This is a genomic window from Ruminococcus sp. N15.MGS-57 (genome assembly GCF_000980385.1).
In the GTDB taxonomy this organism is placed as follows: domain Bacteria; phylum Bacillota; class Clostridia; order Oscillospirales; family Ruminococcaceae; genus Hominimerdicola; species Hominimerdicola aceti.
In genome coordinates, this window is the sequence record NZ_LARF01000009.1 from 1 (window position 1) to 20643 (window position 20643).

Annotated in this window: 16 protein-coding genes; 7 read left to right on the plus strand and 9 right to left on the minus strand. The window is 43.3% G+C overall.

All coding sequences use genetic code 11. From position 1 onward, the window contains the following. The 4 genes from WS40_RS02920 to WS40_RS02935 all read right to left on the minus strand — a co-directional run. The coding region (locus WS40_RS02920; RefSeq protein WP_046440051.1) for a glycosyltransferase at positions 1-497 on the minus strand (497 nt) is incomplete at its 3' end. Beyond that, the gene (locus tag WS40_RS02925) at positions 494-1096 is read right to left on the minus strand and encodes an acetyltransferase (protein ID WP_046440053.1); all 603 of its coding nucleotides are present in this window, start codon (positions 1094-1096) and stop codon (positions 494-496) included. The genes WS40_RS02920 and WS40_RS02925, both read right to left, overlap by 4 nt. Further along, positions 1096-1710: a sugar transferase gene (locus WS40_RS02930; protein WP_046440055.1), complete on the minus strand. Its 615-nt coding sequence runs from the start codon at positions 1708-1710 to the stop codon at positions 1096-1098. Before WS40_RS02930 ends, WS40_RS02925 begins: the two co-directional genes overlap by 1 nt. Further along, entirely contained in the window at positions 1710-2969 is a 1260-nt protein-coding gene (locus WS40_RS02935) for a DegT/DnrJ/EryC1/StrS family aminotransferase (protein ID WP_442973344.1), read from the minus strand. Before WS40_RS02935 ends, WS40_RS02930 begins: the two co-directional genes overlap by 1 nt. 418 nt (positions 2970-3387) lie before the next feature. Between WS40_RS02935 and WS40_RS02940 the strand changes: the two genes are divergently transcribed. Both WS40_RS02940 and WS40_RS02945 read left to right on the plus strand, forming a co-directional pair. Further along, positions 3388-3570: a hypothetical protein gene (locus WS40_RS02940; protein ID WP_118053555.1), complete on the plus strand. Its 183-nt coding sequence runs from the start codon at positions 3388-3390 to the stop codon at positions 3568-3570. Positions 3571-3765: 195 nt separating this feature from the next. Continuing rightward, on the plus strand, positions 3766-4380 hold the full coding sequence (locus WS40_RS02945; protein ID WP_046440061.1) for a sugar O-acetyltransferase: 615 nt from the start codon (positions 3766-3768) through the stop codon (positions 4378-4380). 58 nt (positions 4381-4438) lie between these two features. On the opposite strand, the gene WS40_RS02950 is transcribed toward WS40_RS02945, so the two are convergent. Together WS40_RS02950 and WS40_RS02955 are read right to left on the minus strand one after the other, a co-directional pair. Beyond that, positions 4439-8596, minus strand: a complete 4158-nt coding sequence (locus WS40_RS02950) for a C1 family peptidase (protein WP_046440063.1) — start codon at positions 8594-8596, stop codon at positions 4439-4441. 75 nt (positions 8597-8671) lie between these two features. Continuing rightward, a complete protein-coding gene (locus WS40_RS02955; protein WP_022287567.1) occupies positions 8672-9136 on the minus strand; it encodes a DUF3592 domain-containing protein in 465 nt (154 codons plus the stop codon). Between the two features lie 296 nt (positions 9137-9432). Here WS40_RS02955 and WS40_RS02960 point away from each other — a divergent pair, with 296 nt between their 5' ends. The 5 genes from WS40_RS02960 (at position 9433) to WS40_RS11325 (ending at position 15967) form a co-directional block, all read left to right on the plus strand. Continuing rightward, positions 9433-10017 carry a TetR/AcrR family transcriptional regulator gene (locus WS40_RS02960; protein WP_046440066.1) on the plus strand — a complete coding sequence of 195 codons (585 nt, stop codon included), beginning with the start codon at positions 9433-9435 and terminating at the stop codon, positions 10015-10017. 83 nt (positions 10018-10100) lie between these two features. Next, positions 10101-11426, plus strand: a complete 1326-nt coding sequence (locus WS40_RS02965; RefSeq protein WP_046440068.1) for a hypothetical protein — start codon at positions 10101-10103, stop codon at positions 11424-11426. Positions 11427-11457: 31 nt separating this feature from the next. Continuing rightward, a complete protein-coding gene (locus tag WS40_RS11320; RefSeq protein WP_022287570.1) occupies positions 11458-11604 on the plus strand; it encodes a hypothetical protein in 147 nt (48 codons plus the stop codon). 388 nt (positions 11605-11992) lie between these two features. Next, complete coding sequence (locus tag WS40_RS02970; RefSeq protein WP_046440070.1) at positions 11993-12181, plus strand: alpha/beta-type small acid-soluble spore protein; 189 nt, start codon at positions 11993-11995, stop codon at positions 12179-12181. 132 nt (positions 12182-12313) lie between these two features. After that, positions 12314-15967, plus strand: coding sequence for an Ig-like domain-containing protein (locus WS40_RS11325; RefSeq protein WP_325208379.1), 3654 nt, complete (start codon positions 12314-12316; stop codon positions 15965-15967). A 169-nt stretch (positions 15968-16136) separates the two neighbouring features. Here the strand turns inward: WS40_RS11325 and WS40_RS02980 are convergent, their stop codons facing one another. The 3 genes from WS40_RS02980 to WS40_RS02990 form a co-directional block, all read right to left on the minus strand. Further along, positions 16137-17552, minus strand: coding sequence for an SGNH/GDSL hydrolase family protein (locus tag WS40_RS02980; RefSeq protein ID WP_325208380.1), 1416 nt, complete (start codon positions 17550-17552; stop codon positions 16137-16139). A 142-nt stretch (positions 17553-17694) separates the two neighbouring features. Next, positions 17695-19653: a type I pullulanase gene (gene pulA, locus WS40_RS02985; protein ID WP_046440072.1), complete on the minus strand. Its 1959-nt coding sequence runs from the start codon at positions 19651-19653 to the stop codon at positions 17695-17697. A 42-nt stretch (positions 19654-19695) separates the two neighbouring features. After that, positions 19696-20568, minus strand: a complete 873-nt coding sequence (locus WS40_RS02990; protein WP_046440074.1) for a phosphatidylserine decarboxylase — start codon at positions 20566-20568, stop codon at positions 19696-19698. Positions 20569-20643 lie beyond the last annotated feature (75 nt).

Genomic DNA, 20643 nt, shown 5'->3' on the forward strand with positions numbered 1-20643 from the left:
AAACAGGTTTGATTCCTTGTAATGATTTTCTCGTCAAGGAAAATTTGCATATTTTCAGAGTTCTCAAAAAAAACAGTTTTAGCCATTTTCAAACTAATCTTATACATAAATGTAACAAGTTTTCTCAACAATCCATCTTTTTGAAATGCTGTTCCAAGACCTGTTATATTGACCGCATAAGGTATTTTTAGAAGCCGGCAGGCAAAGCCCCCGTATATGTTAGGCTTTATTGTATATGTAATAACTAAATCAGGCTCTAGAATCTTAAGTTTTTTCTTATACTTATGAAATAATGAGATATCTTTAATGGGATTTATTCCCCTTCTATCAATAGGTGTCTCAATAAGTTTTATTCCAATATTCTTTAGTTCAGAGACCATATCATCAAACGGAGTTAATGCAACAACCGAATTATCTTTTTCAACAAAAGTCTCTATTAATTCTTTCCTAAAGCTGTATAAACCGCCCGAATTATTGGCAAAAATTACTATTTTCATTTAATTTTCCTTATTGGCACCCCAACATAAGTACCACTTTCATTCACATCTCTAATAACAACAGCACCTGCACCGATAATACAACCCCCGCAAATACTAACATTATTGCTAACTGTCGCACCTATACCGATCCATGTCTTATTGCCGATATCAACCGTACCAGCAATATGAGCACCAACTGATATATGCACATAATCGCCGATTACGCAATCATGATCGACCGAGGCACAGGTATTTATTATACAGCCTTTTCCTACAACAGCGTCAGCATTGATAACCGCATTTGCCATAACGACAGTTCCGCTCCCTATTTGAGCAGACGGCGATATGACCGCACTTGGATGTATTAAAGTCTGAAAATTTCTGCTAGCCACGCTGTCTTGTATACGACTGCGGATTTCAGCATTGCCTATAGCTACTATGATATCGCCTTCGTACCTATCTATCTCAGAAGAATAACCTACAACTGTATGTTTTCCACACTTTTTCAAAGTTTCGTTATCGTCAAAAAACAAGATGCTATCATAACCATTCAATTCTGCAATATCCGCAACAACTTTGCCATGCCCACTAGCACCGACTATAAGTAATTGTTTCATTAACTTACCTCTTTAGTTCCCATAAATTCTTCCATAGTAGCCGATGTATCAGAACTAATACCGTCCCTTTTTAATACAACTTTAACTGTATCAATTATAACTTTTACATCTGTTATAAACGAAATATTGCGAGTATACCAAACATCCATTTTAAACTTTTCTTCCCAAGTAACAGCATTTCTACCGTGTGCCTGGGCATATCCCGTCAAACCAGGTCTAACATCATGACGATGACGCTGTTCTTCGTTGTATCTCGGAAGATACTTCACTAGCAGCGGCCTCGGGCCCACAATGCTCATATCCCCTATCAAAATATTGATAAGCTCTGGCAATTCGTCAAGCGAAGTACTCCTAAGTATCCTTCCATACTTATTCAAACGCACATCATCAGGCAAAAGCTTTCCGTCCTTGTCCTTGCGATTGTCCATGGTACGAAACTTTATGAGTTTAAAGATCTTCTCATCCTTACCCGGTCGTGCCTGAGTAAAAAACGGGTTGCCCCTCATAAACACCGCACCAAGAATTATCAATATCACCAACAGCGGAGACAGCACGATAAGTGCCATTAAACTCAAAACAAAGTCAAGTATTCTCTTTATGTATTTCGCATACATTACTCAAAACAACTCCTGATAGCCCAAATAATTCTCTCCTGCTGTTCCTCAGTCATCTTATTATCACTAGGCAGGCAAGCGCCTCTGTCAAAGATATCAGCGCCTACATCTTCTGCACCGCCTGCAATATAAGCATTTGTGCGGCATCTGATACTGCCAGCACGTCCAACGCACTCGTGCATTCTGTACATAGGCTGCATGTGCATTGGCTTCCATATTGGTCTTCCCTCTGCATTTATGCTTGCTATCGCTTCCAAAATTTCAGTAGGACAAGTCTTGCCAGCTTCTTTGATGTACAAAGCCTCGCTGTCATTTCTAACCTGCTTGCACATTGCGTCTTTATCTATGATAAGTGCAGACAGCCAATAATTCGGCTCTGTACCCTCAACGATAGGATTCATTTTAACAGGAAGCCCTTTAAGGCCCTCTTTGTATCTCTCGTATATTGATTTTTTCTGTGCAATATGCTCCTCAAGATGCGGATACTGACCACGAACGACTCCTGCAATAACATTCGACATACGATAGTTGTACCCGACCTCTTCATGCTGATACCATGCCGCATTCTCACGAGCCTGCGTTGACCACTTACGAGCCCTGTTTGCATCTTCAAGGCTGTTCGTCAGCAAACATCCGCCGCTAGAACCTGTTATTATCTTATTGCCATTGTAGCTTACAGCACTGTAATCGCCAAAGCTTCCACACTGTCTGCCGTCAATTGTAGCACCCATAGCTTCAGCAGCGTCCTCGATCAAAAGCGCACCATGCTTCTCGCATATCTTCTTTATCTCGTCCATTCTTCCAGGAAAACCGTATAACTCAGCGCTTACTACCAGCTTGACTTCAGGATACATCTCAAAAGCCTTTTCAAGCGCCACAGGATCCATGTTCCAAGTATCTCTGTCAGTGTCGATAAAAACAGGGATACCGCCCTCGTAAACAACTGGGTTGAGAGTAGCGTCAAAGGTCATGTCACTGCAAAAAACTCTTCTGCCCTCAAGAGCGCCATGAGATATAGCAGGCTTGCCATAAAGCCTCTCGCCAGCAAGCTTACAGCACAAGTGAAGCGCAGCCGTGCAGCATGAAAGACCAACAGCATACTTGACTTCAGACTTCTCCGCCGCTATCTTCTCGACCTCATTTATATTCTTACCGACTGTAGACATCCAGTTGGTATTATAAGCCTCAGTAACATATTCAAGCTCCTCACCATGCATTGTAGGTGACGCAAGCCATACTTTTTGTTTAAAGGGTTCTATTTTTTTCATTATTTTTCCCTCTTCCATATTTACTTCATATAAGTAACAATAATTACACTTGTTCACGTTAATAATTTTATCACAAAATTTTAATCTAGTCAAGTATTTGCCCCATACTTATGTATAATTTTTCAAGAATCGTACATTTTCAGTGTAATATACAATGCTAACCATTTACAAAAAGCTCAGTTTGTGCATTTTTATACTAAGCTGAAAGCTATAATTTTCTTCATTTAAAATTGTTAAATCATGAAACGTTTTGAAAAATATTTTTACCACAAGATTTTCGTTGCAGACAAAAGCTGACTTGATTTTTATCTGCATTTTACACGGCTTTTATTGATTATCAGGCAAAACCAGCATATAATCATAATAGTAATTATGGCGAAGTATGAGAAATATGATTGGAGCGGTGTTTATGATAGTAAAAATTTTCTGTGCGGTTTTGGTAGTCCTTGGAGTGAGCGTTGCAATTGTTCTAGGCGGTCTGATAATTTTGGCTTCTTGTGTTAGTGGCAGAAAAAAGCCTGCTGGTGACAATACCGCTGATGACGAGGACACATTTATGTACACAAATTATATGCAGGGATTTTACCTATAACTTTTTCTACACTGCCACGCTTTTTATATAGTATACAAAAAGTGGAGAGTGATTTGCCCATAAGCATTCTCCACTTTTGTATACCATTTTTTATTCTATCACTCGACCCCCAAAAAAACTATTGACACAGCCCGAAACTTGTGCTATACTCTCAACAAAATCAAATGAAACTACACGCAGAAAGGGCGTTTTATAATGACTGAAAAAGGAAAAATGCTTGCGGGCAAGATATATGACTCCTCCGACAAGGAGCTTGCAGAATTGAGGACAAAGGCTCACAAGCTTTCACAGCAGTACAGCAGTTTGTATGAAGATGATGAGAGAAGAAAAGCTATCCTTGACGAGCTTCTGCCCGACCATGGCGAGGGATTTTTTCTCCAAGGTCCTGTGTATTTTGACTATGGCGTTTTCACAAAGTTCGGCTCAGGCTGCTATGCAAACTTCAATCTGACAGTGCTTGACACCTGCCCTGTGACGATTGGCGACAACGTGTTTTTCGGTCCCAACTGCACCATTGCCACACCTGTTCACCCATTCAGATGGCAGGAGCGTAACATGAAGAAAAAGTCTGACGGCACTGTTTATGATGATGAATACGGCAAGCCTATCACAATACACTCCAACTGCTGGATAGCGAGCAATGTTGTCATCACAGGCGGAGTTACCATAGGCGAGGGCTGTGTTATCGGTGCAGGAAGCGTTGTCACCCGTGACATACCGCCAAATTCTCTTGCGGCAGGAAATCCATGCAGAGTTATCCGTGAGATAACAGAGGAGGATTCTATCAAGTACAAAGCAGAACTTTTCTAGGCACACCAAAATACCCCTGACCAGAAAATGATCAGGGGCATTTTTATCGTCTGTCGGATCATTGAGTATAGACCCATTTTCTATCGGACCACGCTCCGTTATAAGTCTTTCCGCCTTTGACAGTGTAGCTTCTTACACGTACGTAATATTTTTGATATCTTGCAAGCCCAGAAACTGTCTTTTTATCGGTGCGGTTGTTTGTTACCTTTACGCTTTTTGCTCCCTTAAAGTCGGAACGCTGTGAGTATGATATTTCATATCCCGTGGCAGACCCTTTCTGTGCATAATCTATAAAGAAGCCTGCATATGTGCCGTAAAGCTTCTGTATCACCTGCTTTGCAGGATAGATAGCAAAGCTTTTGGTGATAACTCCGCCGTAAATGCCCTTGCCTGTGATAGTCACCTTTGCGGTGCCGACCTTGGTGTTTGCAGAATATTTCACAGTGTAGTCTGTGCCGTTTTTAAGTGTCTTTGAGCCGTATTTTACTGTGATCTTCTGCGTTATCGCCTTGCCGGTAAAGCTTTTTGAAGAAATACCGCTGACCTTTGCGTTTGCAAAATTAGTCTTTGCCGTCACAATGCTTTTAGCGTCTGACCAATTGCCGTAATAGGTCTTTCCGCCCTTGACAGTATAAGAGCGAACTCTTACATAATATGTCTTTGAAGCCCCTAATCCAAGTACCGTCATCTTATCCGTCTTGTTGGTGGTGAATCTGTATGTGGAAGCATTTGAAAAATCAGATCTTGTGCCATACTGGACCTCATAGCCTGTTGCAGATCCTTTCTGCACAAAATCCACAAAAAAGCCCTTGTATCTTGTTTCAAGCACCTGTATCTGCTGTTTTGCAGGATTTATAACAAAAGAAACGGTCTGCTTGCCCTTATAGTTTCCGTAAAATTCAACTGTTATCTTGCCCGTGCCAACATTCACGTTTGAGAAATACATCACCATATAATCAACATAACGTTCAAGGGTCTTATTGCCGTCCTTTATAAGCACATCAGGTGTTATCTCCTTGCCGGTGAACGACAGTGGTGTAGCATAATAAAGCTTTAACTTGGAAGCGTCCTTTGGCTGGATAGTAAAGCTTTTTGCAACAGAGCCAATGTATTCGCCTTTTCCAACAAAGGTCATTTTTGCAGGTCCTGCGTTACAATTGGTCTTATAATAAACAGTGTAATCCACGCCCTCTTTAAGCTCTTTGCCCTCATAGGTGAGCGTTACGTCAGGCTGTTCAATATTCTTTCCTGTGTATGTGAAACTGTTCTTGAAGCCTGATATCTTGCAGTCTGCAATAAGCTTGCTGTCAGAATACTCCGCTGTGACAGTCATATCCTCTGTGACGTTTTTATAGTCCTTGTCCCAGCCTGTAAAACGCAGACCCTTCATAGCAGGGGCTTTCGGAGCTTTTGCAGACTTACCATATTCCACTGTCTGCTGACTTATAACCTTGCCGTCCTTATCCACAAACGTAACGTTATATGTATAAGGCTTCCATGCGGCATAAAGGGTCTTTGCGCCGCCTGAATATGAGATGCTTTCTATTCTTTCACCTGAAAGTGCAGCGTTATCATACCAGCCTGCAAAGTCTGCACCCTCTTTTGTCGGCTCGGAAAGCGTCACGCTTTCGCCTTTGCTGAGGTATTCTGGATTGCCTGTGCTGTTCGTGCCGCCATTTAAAACATAGTCGATAGTGACAAATTTTGCTTCAACAAGCTTTGCCTTTACTGTGCTGTCAGCAGTATAAACTGTGTTTGCATCGACAGCAATGCCGTTCTTGTACCATTTAAGAGCATAACCGCTTTGCACTTTGACAGCAGGATATTTCACCTTGCCGTCCTTATCAGTGCAGGCATAATGCTTGCCGTCGGGAGCTTCAAATGTTATCTTGTGCGAAGCCTGCTCCCCAGGACGAGTTAGCCTTGCTTTGCCGCCTGCCATTGTCCACCTGCCGCTGTCTGTCTGCTTTCCGCCAACGGTATTCAGCGAATAAGCTGCAGAGCTTGTAACGTTAGACAAAGCCGTTTTCTTTACCTTGCTGTCAGAAAAGTTGCTATTATACCAGCAACCGGCAGATTGCTGTCCATAATAAAAAGCGTCATTATCGATACTGCCCACCATAGCTTTAGCATTTGAACTGCTTGACTTTGCAAGGTCTGAAGCGCACTCTGTCAGGGTCAGACCACCTGCTTTGCCCACGATTCCGCCTGCCGAACTTGTACCCTTGACAGTTCCGCTGAACGTACAGCGTTGGATAGATACCGCATCAAATTCACCAACGACCCCGCCTGCGTACTTACCGCTGACAGTTATTTTCTCAGCACTGAGATCTCTTATCTGCGCTCTGTCCTCAGCATAGCCGAACAGACCTGCATAAGAATTGTTTTGGATAACAGCGTTTGTCAGAACGTGTCCGTTTCCGTCAAAATATCCGCAAAAAGGCTTTGAAGCCGTTCCTACTGCCGATATCTTTGCACCACCGAAGTCGATGTCTTTTTCAAGCACAACACGCTTTCCTGCAAAGCTTTCACCGCCTGATACACGCTTTGCGAAGTTTTTCCAATCCGTCGCTGTCTTTATAACAAGGCTTTGTTCCTTTATCTCTTTCGCCTTTGCCTTTATAAGAAGCTTGGCATTGGTGATATCGTTCTTTGAAGCGTTTTCATCTGCAATAACTTTCTTGCCGTTGTTGACCTCACGCTCATAACCGCTCTGCTTTTCATACTTTGCCACAAGTGTTTCAAGCTCGCTTTTATCAGACTTATCTATATCATCGGTATAGGCAAATATTATAGGCTGACCAGTATAAGCGTCCTTGTCGGTAACGTCGGTCCAACTGTCGCCGTCATTGGAAATATACGCCTGACCAGGCTTCATGACCCCGTCTGAATAGCCATAAACGGTCACATAACCTGAGCCGTCATCACCGCTGAATGTCATCACGACAGAATATCTTTCACCCTCGTCAAGCTCAACATCAGGGATATCCACGGTATAGAATCCGTCGCTCTGCACCTTTCCGCTGACCTCACATTCAAGTATCCCCACAGGAGTGCTGTCTGAAACAGAAGTGTAGACCTGCACGGTGTAGTCAGACTTTCCAGTGTAGCCAAGATACATAAAGCCCACTTTGTCAAGAAGCTCGTCTTTTTTTGCTGTAAAAACATCAGCACCGCTCATTTTGTTTTCATTGCTAACATAAAATATAGAATTATCCTTATTAGCAGGATAATGGTAATTATTATCACAGCTTTCAGTGAGGTCGAACGCCACCCAATCGGTCATTTCTGCCTCTTCATAGGATATCCAGTAATAACCGTCCGTGCCACTGGATACTCCCCAAGAGCCTTTCACAAGCCATGCCCCGTTTTTCTTTGGCTGATAGCCTGCAAGGAAATTTGACTTGCTGTAATTATCGTCCCAGCCCACTACGCTTACGGCATGATTTATTCCACTATATTTTGTAGTTTCCGGATCGTAATAGCTTTTGTTATCAAAGGTCATATACAGGTCGTCTGCATAATAGCTCACCATTACTCCGCCAAGCTCTTTTATCTTGTTTTTAATGGCGTTTCGTCCGCCTGTGATAGTGGAAGCGTAATTAAGCTGATATTCGCAAACGCCCTTTTTCTCCTCAGATACGATAGTGGCTTCCGTTCCGTCGGACACGAAAGGCTCATATTCATCATAGCAAAGTCCTCTATGAGCCGCCATTGCAAGGGACGAATCCATCCACGTTCCGCCGCAATCCCATATTGACTCGTCAAATCCGCCGTTAGCATATGTAGAGAGGGCAAGGCTCGGCACAGAAAACTGCACGTTTTGATTTTCAAGCCCCTTTTGGATAAGATTGCTCTCAGTGCAGGAAAGTGCCGCAAACGCCCAGCAAGTGCCTGTCTGGAACTGATTTTTGATAGTCGTCAGCGTATTCTTAGATCTGGGGTCATATTTCGCAGGCAGCGAAGCCGTTGCCTTTTGTGCATAAGCTGAAGCCCCATCGTCCGTACCGACCAAATCTTCATCAGCGATCTCCGATTTTTCCAGACCTTCCTTTTCGTAGCCATAACCATTATCAGTAAAAATTATCCTGCCCATCTTAAATTTCGGGCTGTCATTATCTCCGCCATGCTCCATATCCGCAAAAGCTGCGCAAGGAAACTGCACTGACAATATCGCCGCCGTCAAAATGGCGGCACATTTATAGATCACCTTCATAAAGATCTCCTTTCTGCTTTTCTGTTATTTAGTTGCACAAAGTTTCTTTTGGTTACTATTTTAATGATTACTTTTTTATCTTTTTCTCCCCACTGAGATAATATTTTTCTTAGTAAGCACAAGTAGCACAATGCCAAGCAAAAGTATCAGCGGCCAAGTAAGATACGGTCTTTTATCATTATCAATATCGGTCACGACCTTATCAGGCTCACCATTTTTATCAGTGTTGTAATACACGTTCACTTTTTCGTTCTGACTCACATAATATGTGCCTGTGAAGATCTCTCTTGTGTACTCCTTGCCGCCAACATCAAAAGCGACAGTTATGTAATATGTTTCAGCTTTGTTGCTTGCCTTTTTGTTATGTCCCCAAGTTTTCAACTCATGGTCTATCCACTTCACATAGCCTGTGGTTTTCTCAGCACTTGACATGAAAACCCTGTTTGAAACATACTTGCTGAGATTATAGATAGTAGAGAAACCACCCATAAGAATAAAAACGATACTCAGAGCGATAAGCCCTGCATTTTGCTTTTTCATTTGATATACCCCCTGAACAGAAATGTTGTGTTAATATGAATTTATTATATCATATGAGAACATGGAAAGTCAATAAGCCTATCCCATCTTTCCATAAGTCTTATGGACATATTTATTAGTACGGTTTTGATCGTTGAGGTAAGCCGCTATTTTCTTTCTGCTGTAAGGACTTTTTTTATAAGATCATGTTGAAACTTTATTTTCTTCATTTTTTGAACAATTCTTGACTTTGTTGCAAATCTGTGTTATACTAATCATAAACGAACGGTCGGTACGCATAAAAGGAGCGAAGCAACATGAAAACAACTGAGCAACAGCACAATGAGCGGAAACGTGAACTAATGGAAAAGTGCTTCGAGTGCTATGCGGAAAACGGGCTCACAGGCACAGGAATTAAAGCACTAGCCGATGCGTGCGGATGCACGAAAGCAAATTTGTATTCGTATTTTAAAAACCTTGATGAACTGATCATTGAGTCAACGGCATACTGTATGGAAAAGGTTGAGGACGACTTTATGGAGATGGCACCCACCGACCCCGAGGATGTTGTCCGTTTTGTGAAGGAGGTCCCGTATTGGACAGCAAAAAAGCACGGAAAAAAATATCGCCTGATGTATCAGATATATACGCACCCGAAGTATATCGAGCACGGCAAGAAATTCTTTGAGGGCGTGAACGAACGCTATACCGAGTACGCCAAGCGGCTTGAGCCGAAGATCGGCATTCCATATACGGTCATCACGCCGCTGATCTTTATATTCGTCCGCGCCTGCGTTCATTATGCGATGTTTGAGGATGAATATTATCTGAAAACCCAGATGGAGGTCTTAAAACAGGGGGTCGCCCTGTTTGTGGATAAGTACAAAGCAAACCAAGCATAAGCCTATCGACCGCCGCTCATTTACGGCGTGGGCAGCGGTGCAAAGCTCCGCCGTGATAAACAATTCCGAACGGAGGAAAAAAGATGAAAACAGAAAAAAAACTACTCACAGGTACACTTTTGGCGCTTTGCACCGCTCTTTTGGTGCTTTGCAGCGTGCTTGCAATAGGATGGAGCAAGGCGGCAAAAACAGGCGACGCACTGCCGGAGGTGCGAAACAACGGCACGGCGATTCAGTGGAAATACAGCGACGAAGCCGACTGGCACGACCTTGTGGCGCTTACTGAGCTGCGGGGCGCTGCCGGAGAAAACGGAACAGACGGTAAAAACGGTAAAGACGGCTCTGACGGCAAGAACGGAATAAACGGTACAAACGGAAAAGACGGCATTAACGGCTCCGACGGCAAGGACGGCATTAACGGAGTTGACGGTAAAGACGGCATTAATGCCAAAAGCATAGAGGTGCAGCGAGCTGAAACCCACATACAGTGGCGTTACGAGGGCGATGAGTGGCAGGACCTTGTGGCGATAGCCGACATCACAGGTCCCACCGGGCAGAAAGGTGCAGACGGAGCAAACGGAAAGACACCGGAGTTCCGTGTAAGCGAAAACACCCTGCAGTGGCGCTATGTCGGCGATGAAATATGGCTGAACCTGTACGATCTTTCGGTTTTGAAAGGTCTTGACGGCAAGGACGGTATAAACGGAAAAGACGGAGCCGACGGCAAGGACGGAACAAACGGACAAAACGGCTCTGACGGTGTGGACGGAAACACCCCGTTTATCGGCGAGAACGGCAACTGGTGGATTGGAGAAACCGACACCAGCGTAAAAGCCGCAGGCATTGACGGCACAGACGGCGAAAAGGGAGACAAGGGAGACAAAGGCGACAAGGGAGACAAAGGCGACAAGGGAGACAAAGGCGACAAGGGAGATAAAGGCGAAAAAGGAGATAAAGGCGACAAGGGCGATGCCGGTCAGAACGGCAGCTGTTCGGGGTATTTTCACGCCTCAAACGGCGGCACCGGCGCTTCATTCAATCAGCCGCTTCAGTTGTTTGAAGATTGCAATTCCGGAGGACTTTTTGTATGGGATCGAGCCAATAGAACCGTAACGCTGAAAGCCGGACATACATACAGTATTTCATTCAGCGGTTCGGTCTGCATTTCTCACGACATGGGTGGATGGTACTCGGTAGTATTGAAAGGCAGACAAGGCATTCTTAATGATACATTGATCGAAAGGTATATGAACGATGCAGATAATTCACGAGTGTGGATGCCGTTTGCATTCAACCGCATCTACAATGCCGGCAGTGATATTGTGCTGCAATATGAATTTATCCAGTTGACCCCCGGCACACAGCTGAACGGTGCTGTCTATAATATTACAATCATTGCTCTTGATTGAGCCGACATATACAAAACGGAGGTAGCAAGAAATGAAAAAACGAATACTCAGCATCCTGCTCACCCTTTGTATGGTTCTTTGCCTTGTGTCGACAAGTGTATTTGCCGAGGATAATATGGCAGCGAGTGGGACGGCGGAAGTTTCCACAGCGGCGGAACTGGTTTCAGCAATCAGATAAGCTTCATACGGAACAGTCAAACTGACGTCAGACATTACCATTTACACCACATTAGTGGTCAACCGCACCGTCACCCTTGATCTCAACGGTTATGTGCTGAAATACGGCAGCAGCAGTGCAGGGCATGTAATCACTGTGTCCAGTGGTATTTTGACAATTGAAAACAGTGACTATACAAAATCACACAATTTCCAAAAGAAGTATAATTTATATGTAAATGATTTTTTTTGAATTTTGCTCCGTTTAAAATCATACTAATTTTAGCTTTTAATTTTTTTCATTCCAAAAACCGCCCCATTTCGTTCTATAAATTACCTCTTATAATCAAATCATGCAGACATATAATATTATTGCAAACCCGAAAAACAAATGAAAAGGAGATACGAAAATGAAAGGTATCACAACTCAGGAAGGCAGAGAAACACTCAACAAGTTCAAGATGGAAGCAGCTAACGAAGTTGGCGTAAACCTCAAGCAGGGCTACAACGGCGATCTTACAGCTCGTGAGGTCGGCTCTGTAGGCGGTCAGATGGTCAAGAAGATGATCGACGCTTACAAGACAACAGGCAACAAGTAATTTCTCCCAAAAGTCCTAAAAACTCCGCCGTGGCATTCGCTGTGGCGGAGCTTTTTACTTGAAATCAGGCAAAAAAAGTAGTATAATATACACATAGGGTCGGGGTAAAGATCATAGTAAAGAGGGATAAATATGTTGACTAAAAAGATCACCGCAGGACTTACAGCTTTTGTTATAACAGCTTCTGCCGCACTGCTTCCGCTTCCAGAAAGCCTCAACGGCATATTGGGGAACACCGCTATATCAGCTCAGGCTTATTCTGCAAACGGCGCCGTAAAAATGCCGTCAGATTTTCTGGCTTTTAACAGCTCCGATCAGGTTTTCGTAAACGTGGTTTCTGCCACTAAAAACGGACTATACTATTATACTGTGGAAAACTACAAGAAGCTAATTAAATTCTATAGCTTTTCCAACAACTCCGTGAGAACTGTAGCAACGCTTGGTGACATTATAAATGTATATGCCAACAACTCCAAGATCTATTATATCGAAAGAGATACCAGCACATACAATTCCAGCGTAAAGGGCTCGTCATATTCTTATTACATAAAGACCTTTGACACCGATACGGAAAAGGTGACCAAAAGCGTTAATGTGAGCAAGTATACGCCCAATGGTATTTTAAATTACCCAAACTGTTTTGGCGTTGACGATAACGGCAGGATATATTACTATGTAACAGACAGCAGCGGTGCTGAAAAAGGCGATAATCTATTTGTCCTGGACTCAAACGGAAATAAGCTGTCCTCCTGCAGCACCGATGTTGCCATAACAAAGTTCTCAGGCTTTGACAGCACAAACGGAAACTTCTATTTTGAAAGAAACGCTGATTACGTTTATTGGGGCTATAGTCACAAAATGAACGCCCTTGGCTTTGGAAATATTTCAAATAACAAAATAACCGTGTCTGATAAATCTATCGACTATTTCTATCAGAAATATTACGATTATCATTATGACAACGCACAAATGCTTGGCAACGGCAAGCTTGCGTGGACTTCTTCTGCAAGCGGCACTGTAAACATCGTGGAATCTGCCAAATTTCATACATCAACAGATGATACATTATCTCTCTTTGGAAGCGTTTCAAGAGCGGAACATGAAAACAAAAATGATCTCTACAACAGCGTTGGAACAAGAACTGTATACAACAGCGAAAATGACAGCACTATTATGTATGTAAACAACAACACTCTTATGGAGTTCAACAATGATTTCAAGCAGGTGGCTTCATATAAAACAGCTTATCCTGTTTTCGCTTTGTATTATACGAACGGCACTGTGACAGCCATAGAGCGTGATACTGACGGCAATTTCTACTCAGAGAATATTGCTTGGAAAAAGCCTAGCAGTGTTACGATTTCAAATTCTTCTGCCACGCTCAAAACGGGCGACAGCCTTAAACTTTCTGCAAGAAGCAATTCCGATATAGACTACGGCTTCACATGGTCAAGCAGTGATAATTCTGTGGCTTCGGTTACAAAAGACGGCAAGGTGTACGGAAACAAGGCAGGCGTATGCACAATAACCGCTACCACCGACAACAGTGTGAAAGCAAGCTGTACAGTGACAGTTACGCCTATGGATAGCGACACAAAAGGCTCTGCCACTATACTCAGCGGACGTGCAACAGACAATGCTTCAGATAACCATTACAACACATGGTCATCGGTCACAAACTCTTATCTTGTACAAAACAGCGACGGAACGCTCACAAGGCTTGAAAACATATCAAGCGGCATTGTGGTAGAAAACTATTCCGCAGACGGCAAAAAGCTTATCTCACAACGCACTATTTCAAAAGAGCTTAACCTATTTGGTGGCTTTTATTCAGGAAAAGACTATAACTATCTCGTGTTCGGTCAGAACAACACTTCCGAAAGCGACAGCAAGGAAGTTGTAAGAGTAGTCAAATACACCAAGAGCTGGAGCAAGGTAAATTCATGCAGTATCTCAGGTGTCAATACAACAAAGCCGTTCTCGGCAGGCTCACTGAGAATGGAAGAAGCGGGCGGAAAGCTTTATGTTTACACCTGCCATGAGATGTATGCTGACAGCGACGGCATAAATCATCAGGCAAATATGCTTTTCACCATTGACAAATCCTCCATGTCCCTGACCGACTCAATGTATGACGTTTCAAATCTTACAGACGGCTATGTTAGCCACTCATTCAACCAATTCATCAAAGCCGACGAAGGTGGAAAATACATCTACAGAGTTGACCACTCAGAATCAAGCAACTACACAATGAACGGCTCTTACCTTTCTGTAAACGGCATTACTCTCACAAAATATAAGGCTGACGGAAAATCAACAGCCGTGAGCGTTTCTATCCCTGTTAAGTTCGATATGAACAAAAGCAACTACACGGGCGCTTCAATAGGCGGTTTTGAGCTTGGCAGTGGAAACTGTCTGATAGCCTATGCAAAAGACGTTTCAAGCAGTTGTAAGACAAGAAATGTTTACATAAGCGTCACAGACGAGCTTTTCAACGGCACACAGAACATTGCCCTCACAAACTACGGCACATCAAGTAAAGTGACCTGCCGCACCCCTCAGCTTATAAAGATAAATGACAATCTGTTCCTTGTTATGTGGGAAGAATACAACAGTTCCACAGGCAAGACCGTCACAAAGACAATGACAGTTGACTCAAACGGCAAAACTGTTACCAAAGCCATTTCTCACTCCTTCGGACTTTCAGATTGTCAACCTATTGTATGCAGTGACGGCATGGTAAAATGGTATGTCACAAATAATTCAGCACCGACCCTTTACAAGCTCTCACCATTTGCGCTTGACGATTATCATGAACACAGCTATACAAAAACAGTTCTCAGCAACGCCACCTGCACCACCGCAGGCACAGTAAAATACACCTGCTCATGCGGTGACTCCTACACCGAAACTATCCCAGCCACAGGTCACAAGTCAAGCGGTTGGATAGTCGACAAGGCGGCTTCTATCGGAGTTAAAGGCTCAAAACACAAGGAATGTACTGTCTGCAAGAAAATTCTTGAAACGGCTGAGATCCCTGCACTTTCAAGAATTAGCATTTTAAAGGCAAGCGTGACACTTTCAACTTCGATCTACGCTTATGACGGCAAGGCAAAGAAGCCTGGTGTAACGGTCAAGCTAAACGGCAAAACTTTGAAGAATGGTACAGATTACACAGTTTCGTACAGCAACAACACCAAGGTAGGCACAGCAAAGGTCACTATTAAGGGCAAGGGCAATTACACTGGCTCAGTTTCTAAGACCTACAGTATCAAAAATAACTTCAAGAAAGCCACAGTTTCGGGCATTTCCACAAAGGCTTTCACTGGCAAAAATATCACTCAGAGCATTACTGTTAAATACAATGGCAAAACGCTGAAAAATGGTACTGACTACACAGTTTCATACTCAAGCAACAAGAATATAGGCACTGCCACTGTAAAAATCGCAGGAAAATGCTCATACACAGGCACTATCACAAAGACGTTCAAGATAAATCCTGCCAAGCAGGAGATACAGAAGCTCACAGCTAAGAGCAAGGCATTCTTTGTGGATTGGGCACAGAAAGGTTCGGCTACCAGATACGAGATTCAGTATGCTACCAACTCAAAGTTCACAAGTGCAAAGAAAGTTACCATAACAAACAACAAGACCGACAAGATCACTGTTTCAAAGCTTTCAGGCAAAAAGAAATATTACGTTCGTGTTCGTTCGTACACAACTGTAAAGGGTACGAAATACTACGGCGCTTGGTCGGCTTCAAAGAGTGTGACTACTAAGAAGTAATTTTTATCGTTTATGAAAATATCCCACATGCAGAGGTTTTTCTGCATGGGGGAGTTTTTTGCGTTAAAGCGTACATTTTGTCGGCAAAGCCACCCTGAAATGTTACGACCGACAATAAAAAAAACACCGCACAAAGTCTTACCTCTGTGCGGTGTAAATATCTACTTTATTACTTCCTCTTAGAAACCACCATAGCTGCACCTGCAAGTGCTGCCAGACCTATACTTATGCCCATTGCCGCATCTGTATTAGGGTTTGTGGTGCTGTTAGGATTTGTCGTTGTCTTTGATGATGAAGCCGCTGTGCTGCTGTCATTTGTTGCTTCAGAAGAAGCCTCGGAAGATGACTCCTCTGCTTTGCTCTCGCTGCTCTCCTCACTTGACGACTCCTCAACAACGTTATTGAACTCAACGTCGTCGTCCTTTGTCATTTCGTCAACGCCGTCGTTAACTAACTCAACTCTCTCCCAGCCGTAAATGCCTTCAATAGCATATGTAAGCTCATAAGCTGCTGTCTTCTGTGAAACAGCTGATGGGTGGTAGTCAACTGCATAACCATTGTTTTCGCTGTCCTGAACGCTGAACTGGAAAACTGATACCTTGCTGTCGCCTGTTTCAGTCTTATAAGTGTCAACTGCATCTGTAATAGAAGGATAAAGCTCCTGTCCCATAATACCGAGTGTACAAAGTATCTCAGAATTTGGATTCTTAGCTCTTATCTCCTTGAGGAAATTTACATAGCCCTTTTCAAACTCAGCACACTTATCAGGGTCACCCTTTGTGTATGAGTTATCGTTTGTACCAAGATTTACAACGATAAGCTCAGGCTGATACTGTGAGAAATCCCAATCATAATTAGCTGTCTGTTCACCGTCGAACCAGCTCCATGTAAAGCAGAACTTATCATAGAAATTTGGCACAAGCAGTGCGTCATTTATCTTGCCGTTGCCTGAATAACCAGAGATCACACCTGCTCCGCTTACTGATACAAAGCTGTAGTCAGCGCCAAAATTCTGTGCTGCCTTGTAAGCATATGTCTTTGCGGCGTTCTCGTTGTAGATAGAAAATGACTTTCCAAGTGGATCGTCAACGCCGTATCCACAAGTGATAGAGTCACCAATAAACTCGATAGAATGCTTTGCTGCCTCTGTTGGCTGTGGCTTGCCGTCTACCTCAAAGCTGTCAATTGCGATAACACTCTGTGCAGCTTCTGAAAGCTTTATGAGCTTAACTGTGCTTTCGCCCTCAGGAAGCTCTACCTCAACTGCGTTTGTCTTCTTATTTTTTATGTAGCCCTGCTTAACAAGCTTGCCGTTTACAAATACGCCAATTCTTGCCTCACCTACGCTGCCGTTTACATTGAAAACAGCCTTTGTGCCTGTGCATTTGAACTCGATACCGCTTGCAGAATAGCCAAGTATCGTTGTGTCGCCCTTTCTGTAAGTACGACCGATAAGCTTAACATTGTCGCTTGTTGCCTCATAAGAGGTGAGCTTGTCCGTTGCTTCCGTGTCTGCCATGACTGTCATTCCCATGCAACCTACTGCAATTGCCGCAGCACAGAGGCCTGCAAAAAACTTCTTCATACTATGATTTCCTCCATTGTTTAATTTTTTTGTATCTTTTGCCTTAATATTTCTCGATCTAATAATTTAATTATACTCTATCTGCAAGATATATACATTAATTTATTATTAATATTTATTCGTCATTTTATTAACAGGACTGTTAGATATTCTTTATCCTCTTATAAACCACAGCCGACAGCGGTGGACAGACAAAACTGCCTGAAACAGGCTGTTTGTTCATCTTGCCACTTTCATCAAGCCTGAGATAAAAGCTTCCCTCAGGCAGACCGAAGCCCCTGTTCTCGTAGTAAGGATTAAGTGCGATAACATAGCATTCTCCGTCTTTTTCAAGCTTCCAACTTACGCAGTTCCAATCGTCATTGTGCATAAAATGAAGATGTGCGTTCACGTCCTCTTTAGTATACATTCGGAAAAGCGGACTTCCCTTTCTCAGCCTTATAAGAGCCTTGTAATACTCAAAGACCTCTTTATATTCAAGCTTCCTGTTCCACTTTATGGAGTTAGTGTAGTCAGGCGCATTGTAGCTGTCATGGGAATAGATGTTCACATCATTAGGCTCTTCACCCTCTTTAAGTATCCTCGGCTTTGATCTAAGGAAATCCTGACCAAGCTGTATGAACGGCATGCCCTGTGAAAGTATCACTATCGCCGCCGCAAGCTTATCCATTTTTATCCTTACGCCCTCACTGTCATTCTTTGCCGATATACAAAGCTTGTCCCACAAAGTATTGTTGTCATGAGCCTCACAGTAATTCACCGCCTGAGTAGGTTCAAAAGCCCAGCAAGCTTCTTTTGCGTCATTTATCTGATAGTGTGGCACAGAACCGGCTATACCACGCCTTAGAGTAGAAGCCGCATTTCTGTTTCCGCTGACAAAGCCCTTGTCATATGGATTGAAAGTACCGCCCTTAATGGAATCTCTGATGTTATCGTTGAAAAGTCCAACTCTTCCAAACTGATATGAGTTCCATTTATATGCAAGCCTGTCAGCAGGGAGCGGTGACTCTCCTCCCGTCCAGCCCTCACCATACATTAGTATCTGAGGGTCTATCTTGTTAAGCTCGTCCCTTATGATGTTCACAGTTTCAATATCGTGAAGTGCCATAAGGTCAAAGCGGAAGCCGTCTATCTTATATTCCGTTGCCCAAAATCTGAGAGAATCTATCATGAATTTTCTCATCATCATGTGGTTTGAAGCCGTTTCGTTTCCACAGCCCGAGCCGTTTGAAAATGAGCCGTCATTTCTTATTCTATGATAATAATATGGGAAAGAACGCTCAAAGGCTGACTCCTCGGTATAGTAAGTGTGATTGTATACCACGTCCATTACAACTCCAATGCCGTTCTCGTGAAGTGCCATAACAAGCTGTTTGAACTCTCTTATCCTGCACTTAGGGTCATAAGGGTCTGTGGAATATGACCCCTCAAGGCAGTTGAAGTTCTTAGGGTCATAGCCCCAGTTATATTGATTGAGCCAAGGCTTGCTCTCGTCCACAGTGGCATAATCTTCCACAGGAAGCAGATGAACATGGGTGATTCCAAGCTCCTTGAGATGCTCAATACAGGTATTCACGCCCTGATATTTCGTACCCTTATCGGCAAAAGCCACATACTTACCTCTATGCTCAGGAGCAACGCCTGATGAACTGTCCGCAGAAAAATCCCTGACGTGGCACTCATACACCACTGCGTCGCAGGCATTTCTGCACTTAGGCTTCTTGACCTTGTCCCAGCCCTCAGGGTCGGTGGTCTTGAAATTCACCACCGCACCAACGTTTCCGTTGACTCCGCAGGCTTTTGCATAGATATCTATAGTTTCATGCCTTGTTTTGTGGTCAAACTCAAATGTGTAGGTATAAAAAACACCGTCAAGGTCACGGAGTATCTCCACATACCAAACACCGTGGTCAAGCCTTTCCATAGGCAGGCTTTCAAGACGGCTTTTGCCCTCGCCGTCAAGATACAGATTAAGATAAACTCCCGTTGCAAGCGGCGACCATGTTTTGAACACAGTTTTGCCCTCTTTCATGATCGCACCCAGATCGTTTCCTATATATTGATTATCTCTGTCGAACTGTTCATAATTCAATCTGTACATTAACCATGCCCCTTGCCTATATTTTTTACGTCTTAGATATTTTTACTTCAGACTTTCGCCAAGCACCGAGCCTTGAAGAAGCTTAGTTTCAAAGCCCTCTCTCGTATTTTTAAGCAGGTCATCGCAAAGCTTTACCTTGTCCTTTTCAAGAAGCAGCAGGATAGTTGAGCCGCCAAACTCGAAATAGCCCTTTTCTTCGCCCTTTGTGACCTTTACGCCGCCCTCAGTGTGCAGATTAGTTATCCTGCCCACCATAAGAGCACCGACTTCCATTTGAATAATATCTCCGAACTGCTCCGTTCTTATCATGCAATATTCTCTGGAATTTTCCTTGAAAACAGGCAGATAATTGTTCACCACAGGGTTCACAGTGTGAAGAATACCATTTATCTTTCTGTTGTGGCTCTTTACACCGTCTGCACAATAGCAATAGCGGTGATAATCGTCCACTGAAAGTCTGATGATAACTGCATAGCCACCCTCATAACGCTTTGCAAGCTTGCTGTCCCTGAGAAGCGAGGCAGTATTATACACTGCGTTCTTTATAATAAAGGTATCAGACTGTGTTATCTTATAAGCAGTCACCTTGCCGTCTGAAGGTGACACCAGCAGATTCTTGTCCTTAGTGATAAAACGTCTGCCAGGCTTTATTTTTCTTGTGAAAAAATCATTGAATGAGCGATACATTCTTTCCTCATAGTCAAACATATCTATTCCGTTTTTTTCTGCAAAGCCGAAAATAAAAGGCACTGAGAACTTGCTGTCAAGTATCACTCTTGCACACTTTGAAAATATCGGACAGCCGAGAAATTTCATAAGCGCCCTGCCCATTGCCGAGCTGTAGGCAACCGCAAGAAAGCTATCCTGAGATGTGGTCTGTTCGTATTCTCTGCCCTGTCTGTCACGATATTTCATCTGTTTCTCTCCTTTTATTTACATTATTGTAGGGGACGACACACCAGACGTCCTGTTTTTCACACACCTGTCCGG

Coding starts and splice junctions, on each gene's coding strand:
- WS40_RS02965 (WP_046440068.1), top strand. CDS start 10,101: ATGAAAACAGAAAAAAAACTACTCACAGGTACACTTTTGGCGCTTTGC.
- WS40_RS02980 (WP_325208380.1), bottom strand. CDS start 17,552: ATGAAGAAGTTTTTTGCAGGCCTCTGTGCTGCGGCAATTGCAGTAGGT.
- WS40_RS02990 (WP_046440074.1), bottom strand. CDS start 20,568: ATGAAATATCGTGACAGACAGGGCAGAGAATACGAACAGACCACATCT.
- WS40_RS02960 (WP_046440066.1), top strand. CDS start 9,433: ATGAAAACAACTGAGCAACAGCACAATGAGCGGAAACGTGAACTAATG.
- WS40_RS02970 (WP_046440070.1), top strand. CDS start 11,993: ATGAAAGGTATCACAACTCAGGAAGGCAGAGAAACACTCAACAAGTTC.
- WS40_RS02955 (WP_022287567.1), bottom strand. CDS start 9,136: ATGAAAAAGCAAAATGCAGGGCTTATCGCTCTGAGTATCGTTTTTATT.
- WS40_RS11325 (WP_325208379.1), top strand. CDS start 12,314: ATGTTGACTAAAAAGATCACCGCAGGACTTACAGCTTTTGTTATAACA.
- WS40_RS02930 (WP_046440055.1), bottom strand. CDS start 1,710: ATGTATGCGAAATACATAAAGAGAATACTTGACTTTGTTTTGAGTTTA.
- WS40_RS11320 (WP_022287570.1), top strand. CDS start 11,458: ATGAAAAAACGAATACTCAGCATCCTGCTCACCCTTTGTATGGTTCTT.
- WS40_RS02925 (WP_046440053.1), bottom strand. CDS start 1,096: ATGAAACAATTACTTATAGTCGGTGCTAGTGGGCATGGCAAAGTTGTT.
- WS40_RS02950 (WP_046440063.1), bottom strand. CDS start 8,596: ATGAAGGTGATCTATAAATGTGCCGCCATTTTGACGGCGGCGATATTG.
- pulA (WP_046440072.1), bottom strand. CDS start 19,653: ATGTACAGATTGAATTATGAACAGTTCGACAGAGATAATCAATATATA.
- WS40_RS02940 (WP_118053555.1), top strand. CDS start 3,388: ATGATAGTAAAAATTTTCTGTGCGGTTTTGGTAGTCCTTGGAGTGAGC.
- WS40_RS02945 (WP_046440061.1), top strand. CDS start 3,766: ATGACTGAAAAAGGAAAAATGCTTGCGGGCAAGATATATGACTCCTCC.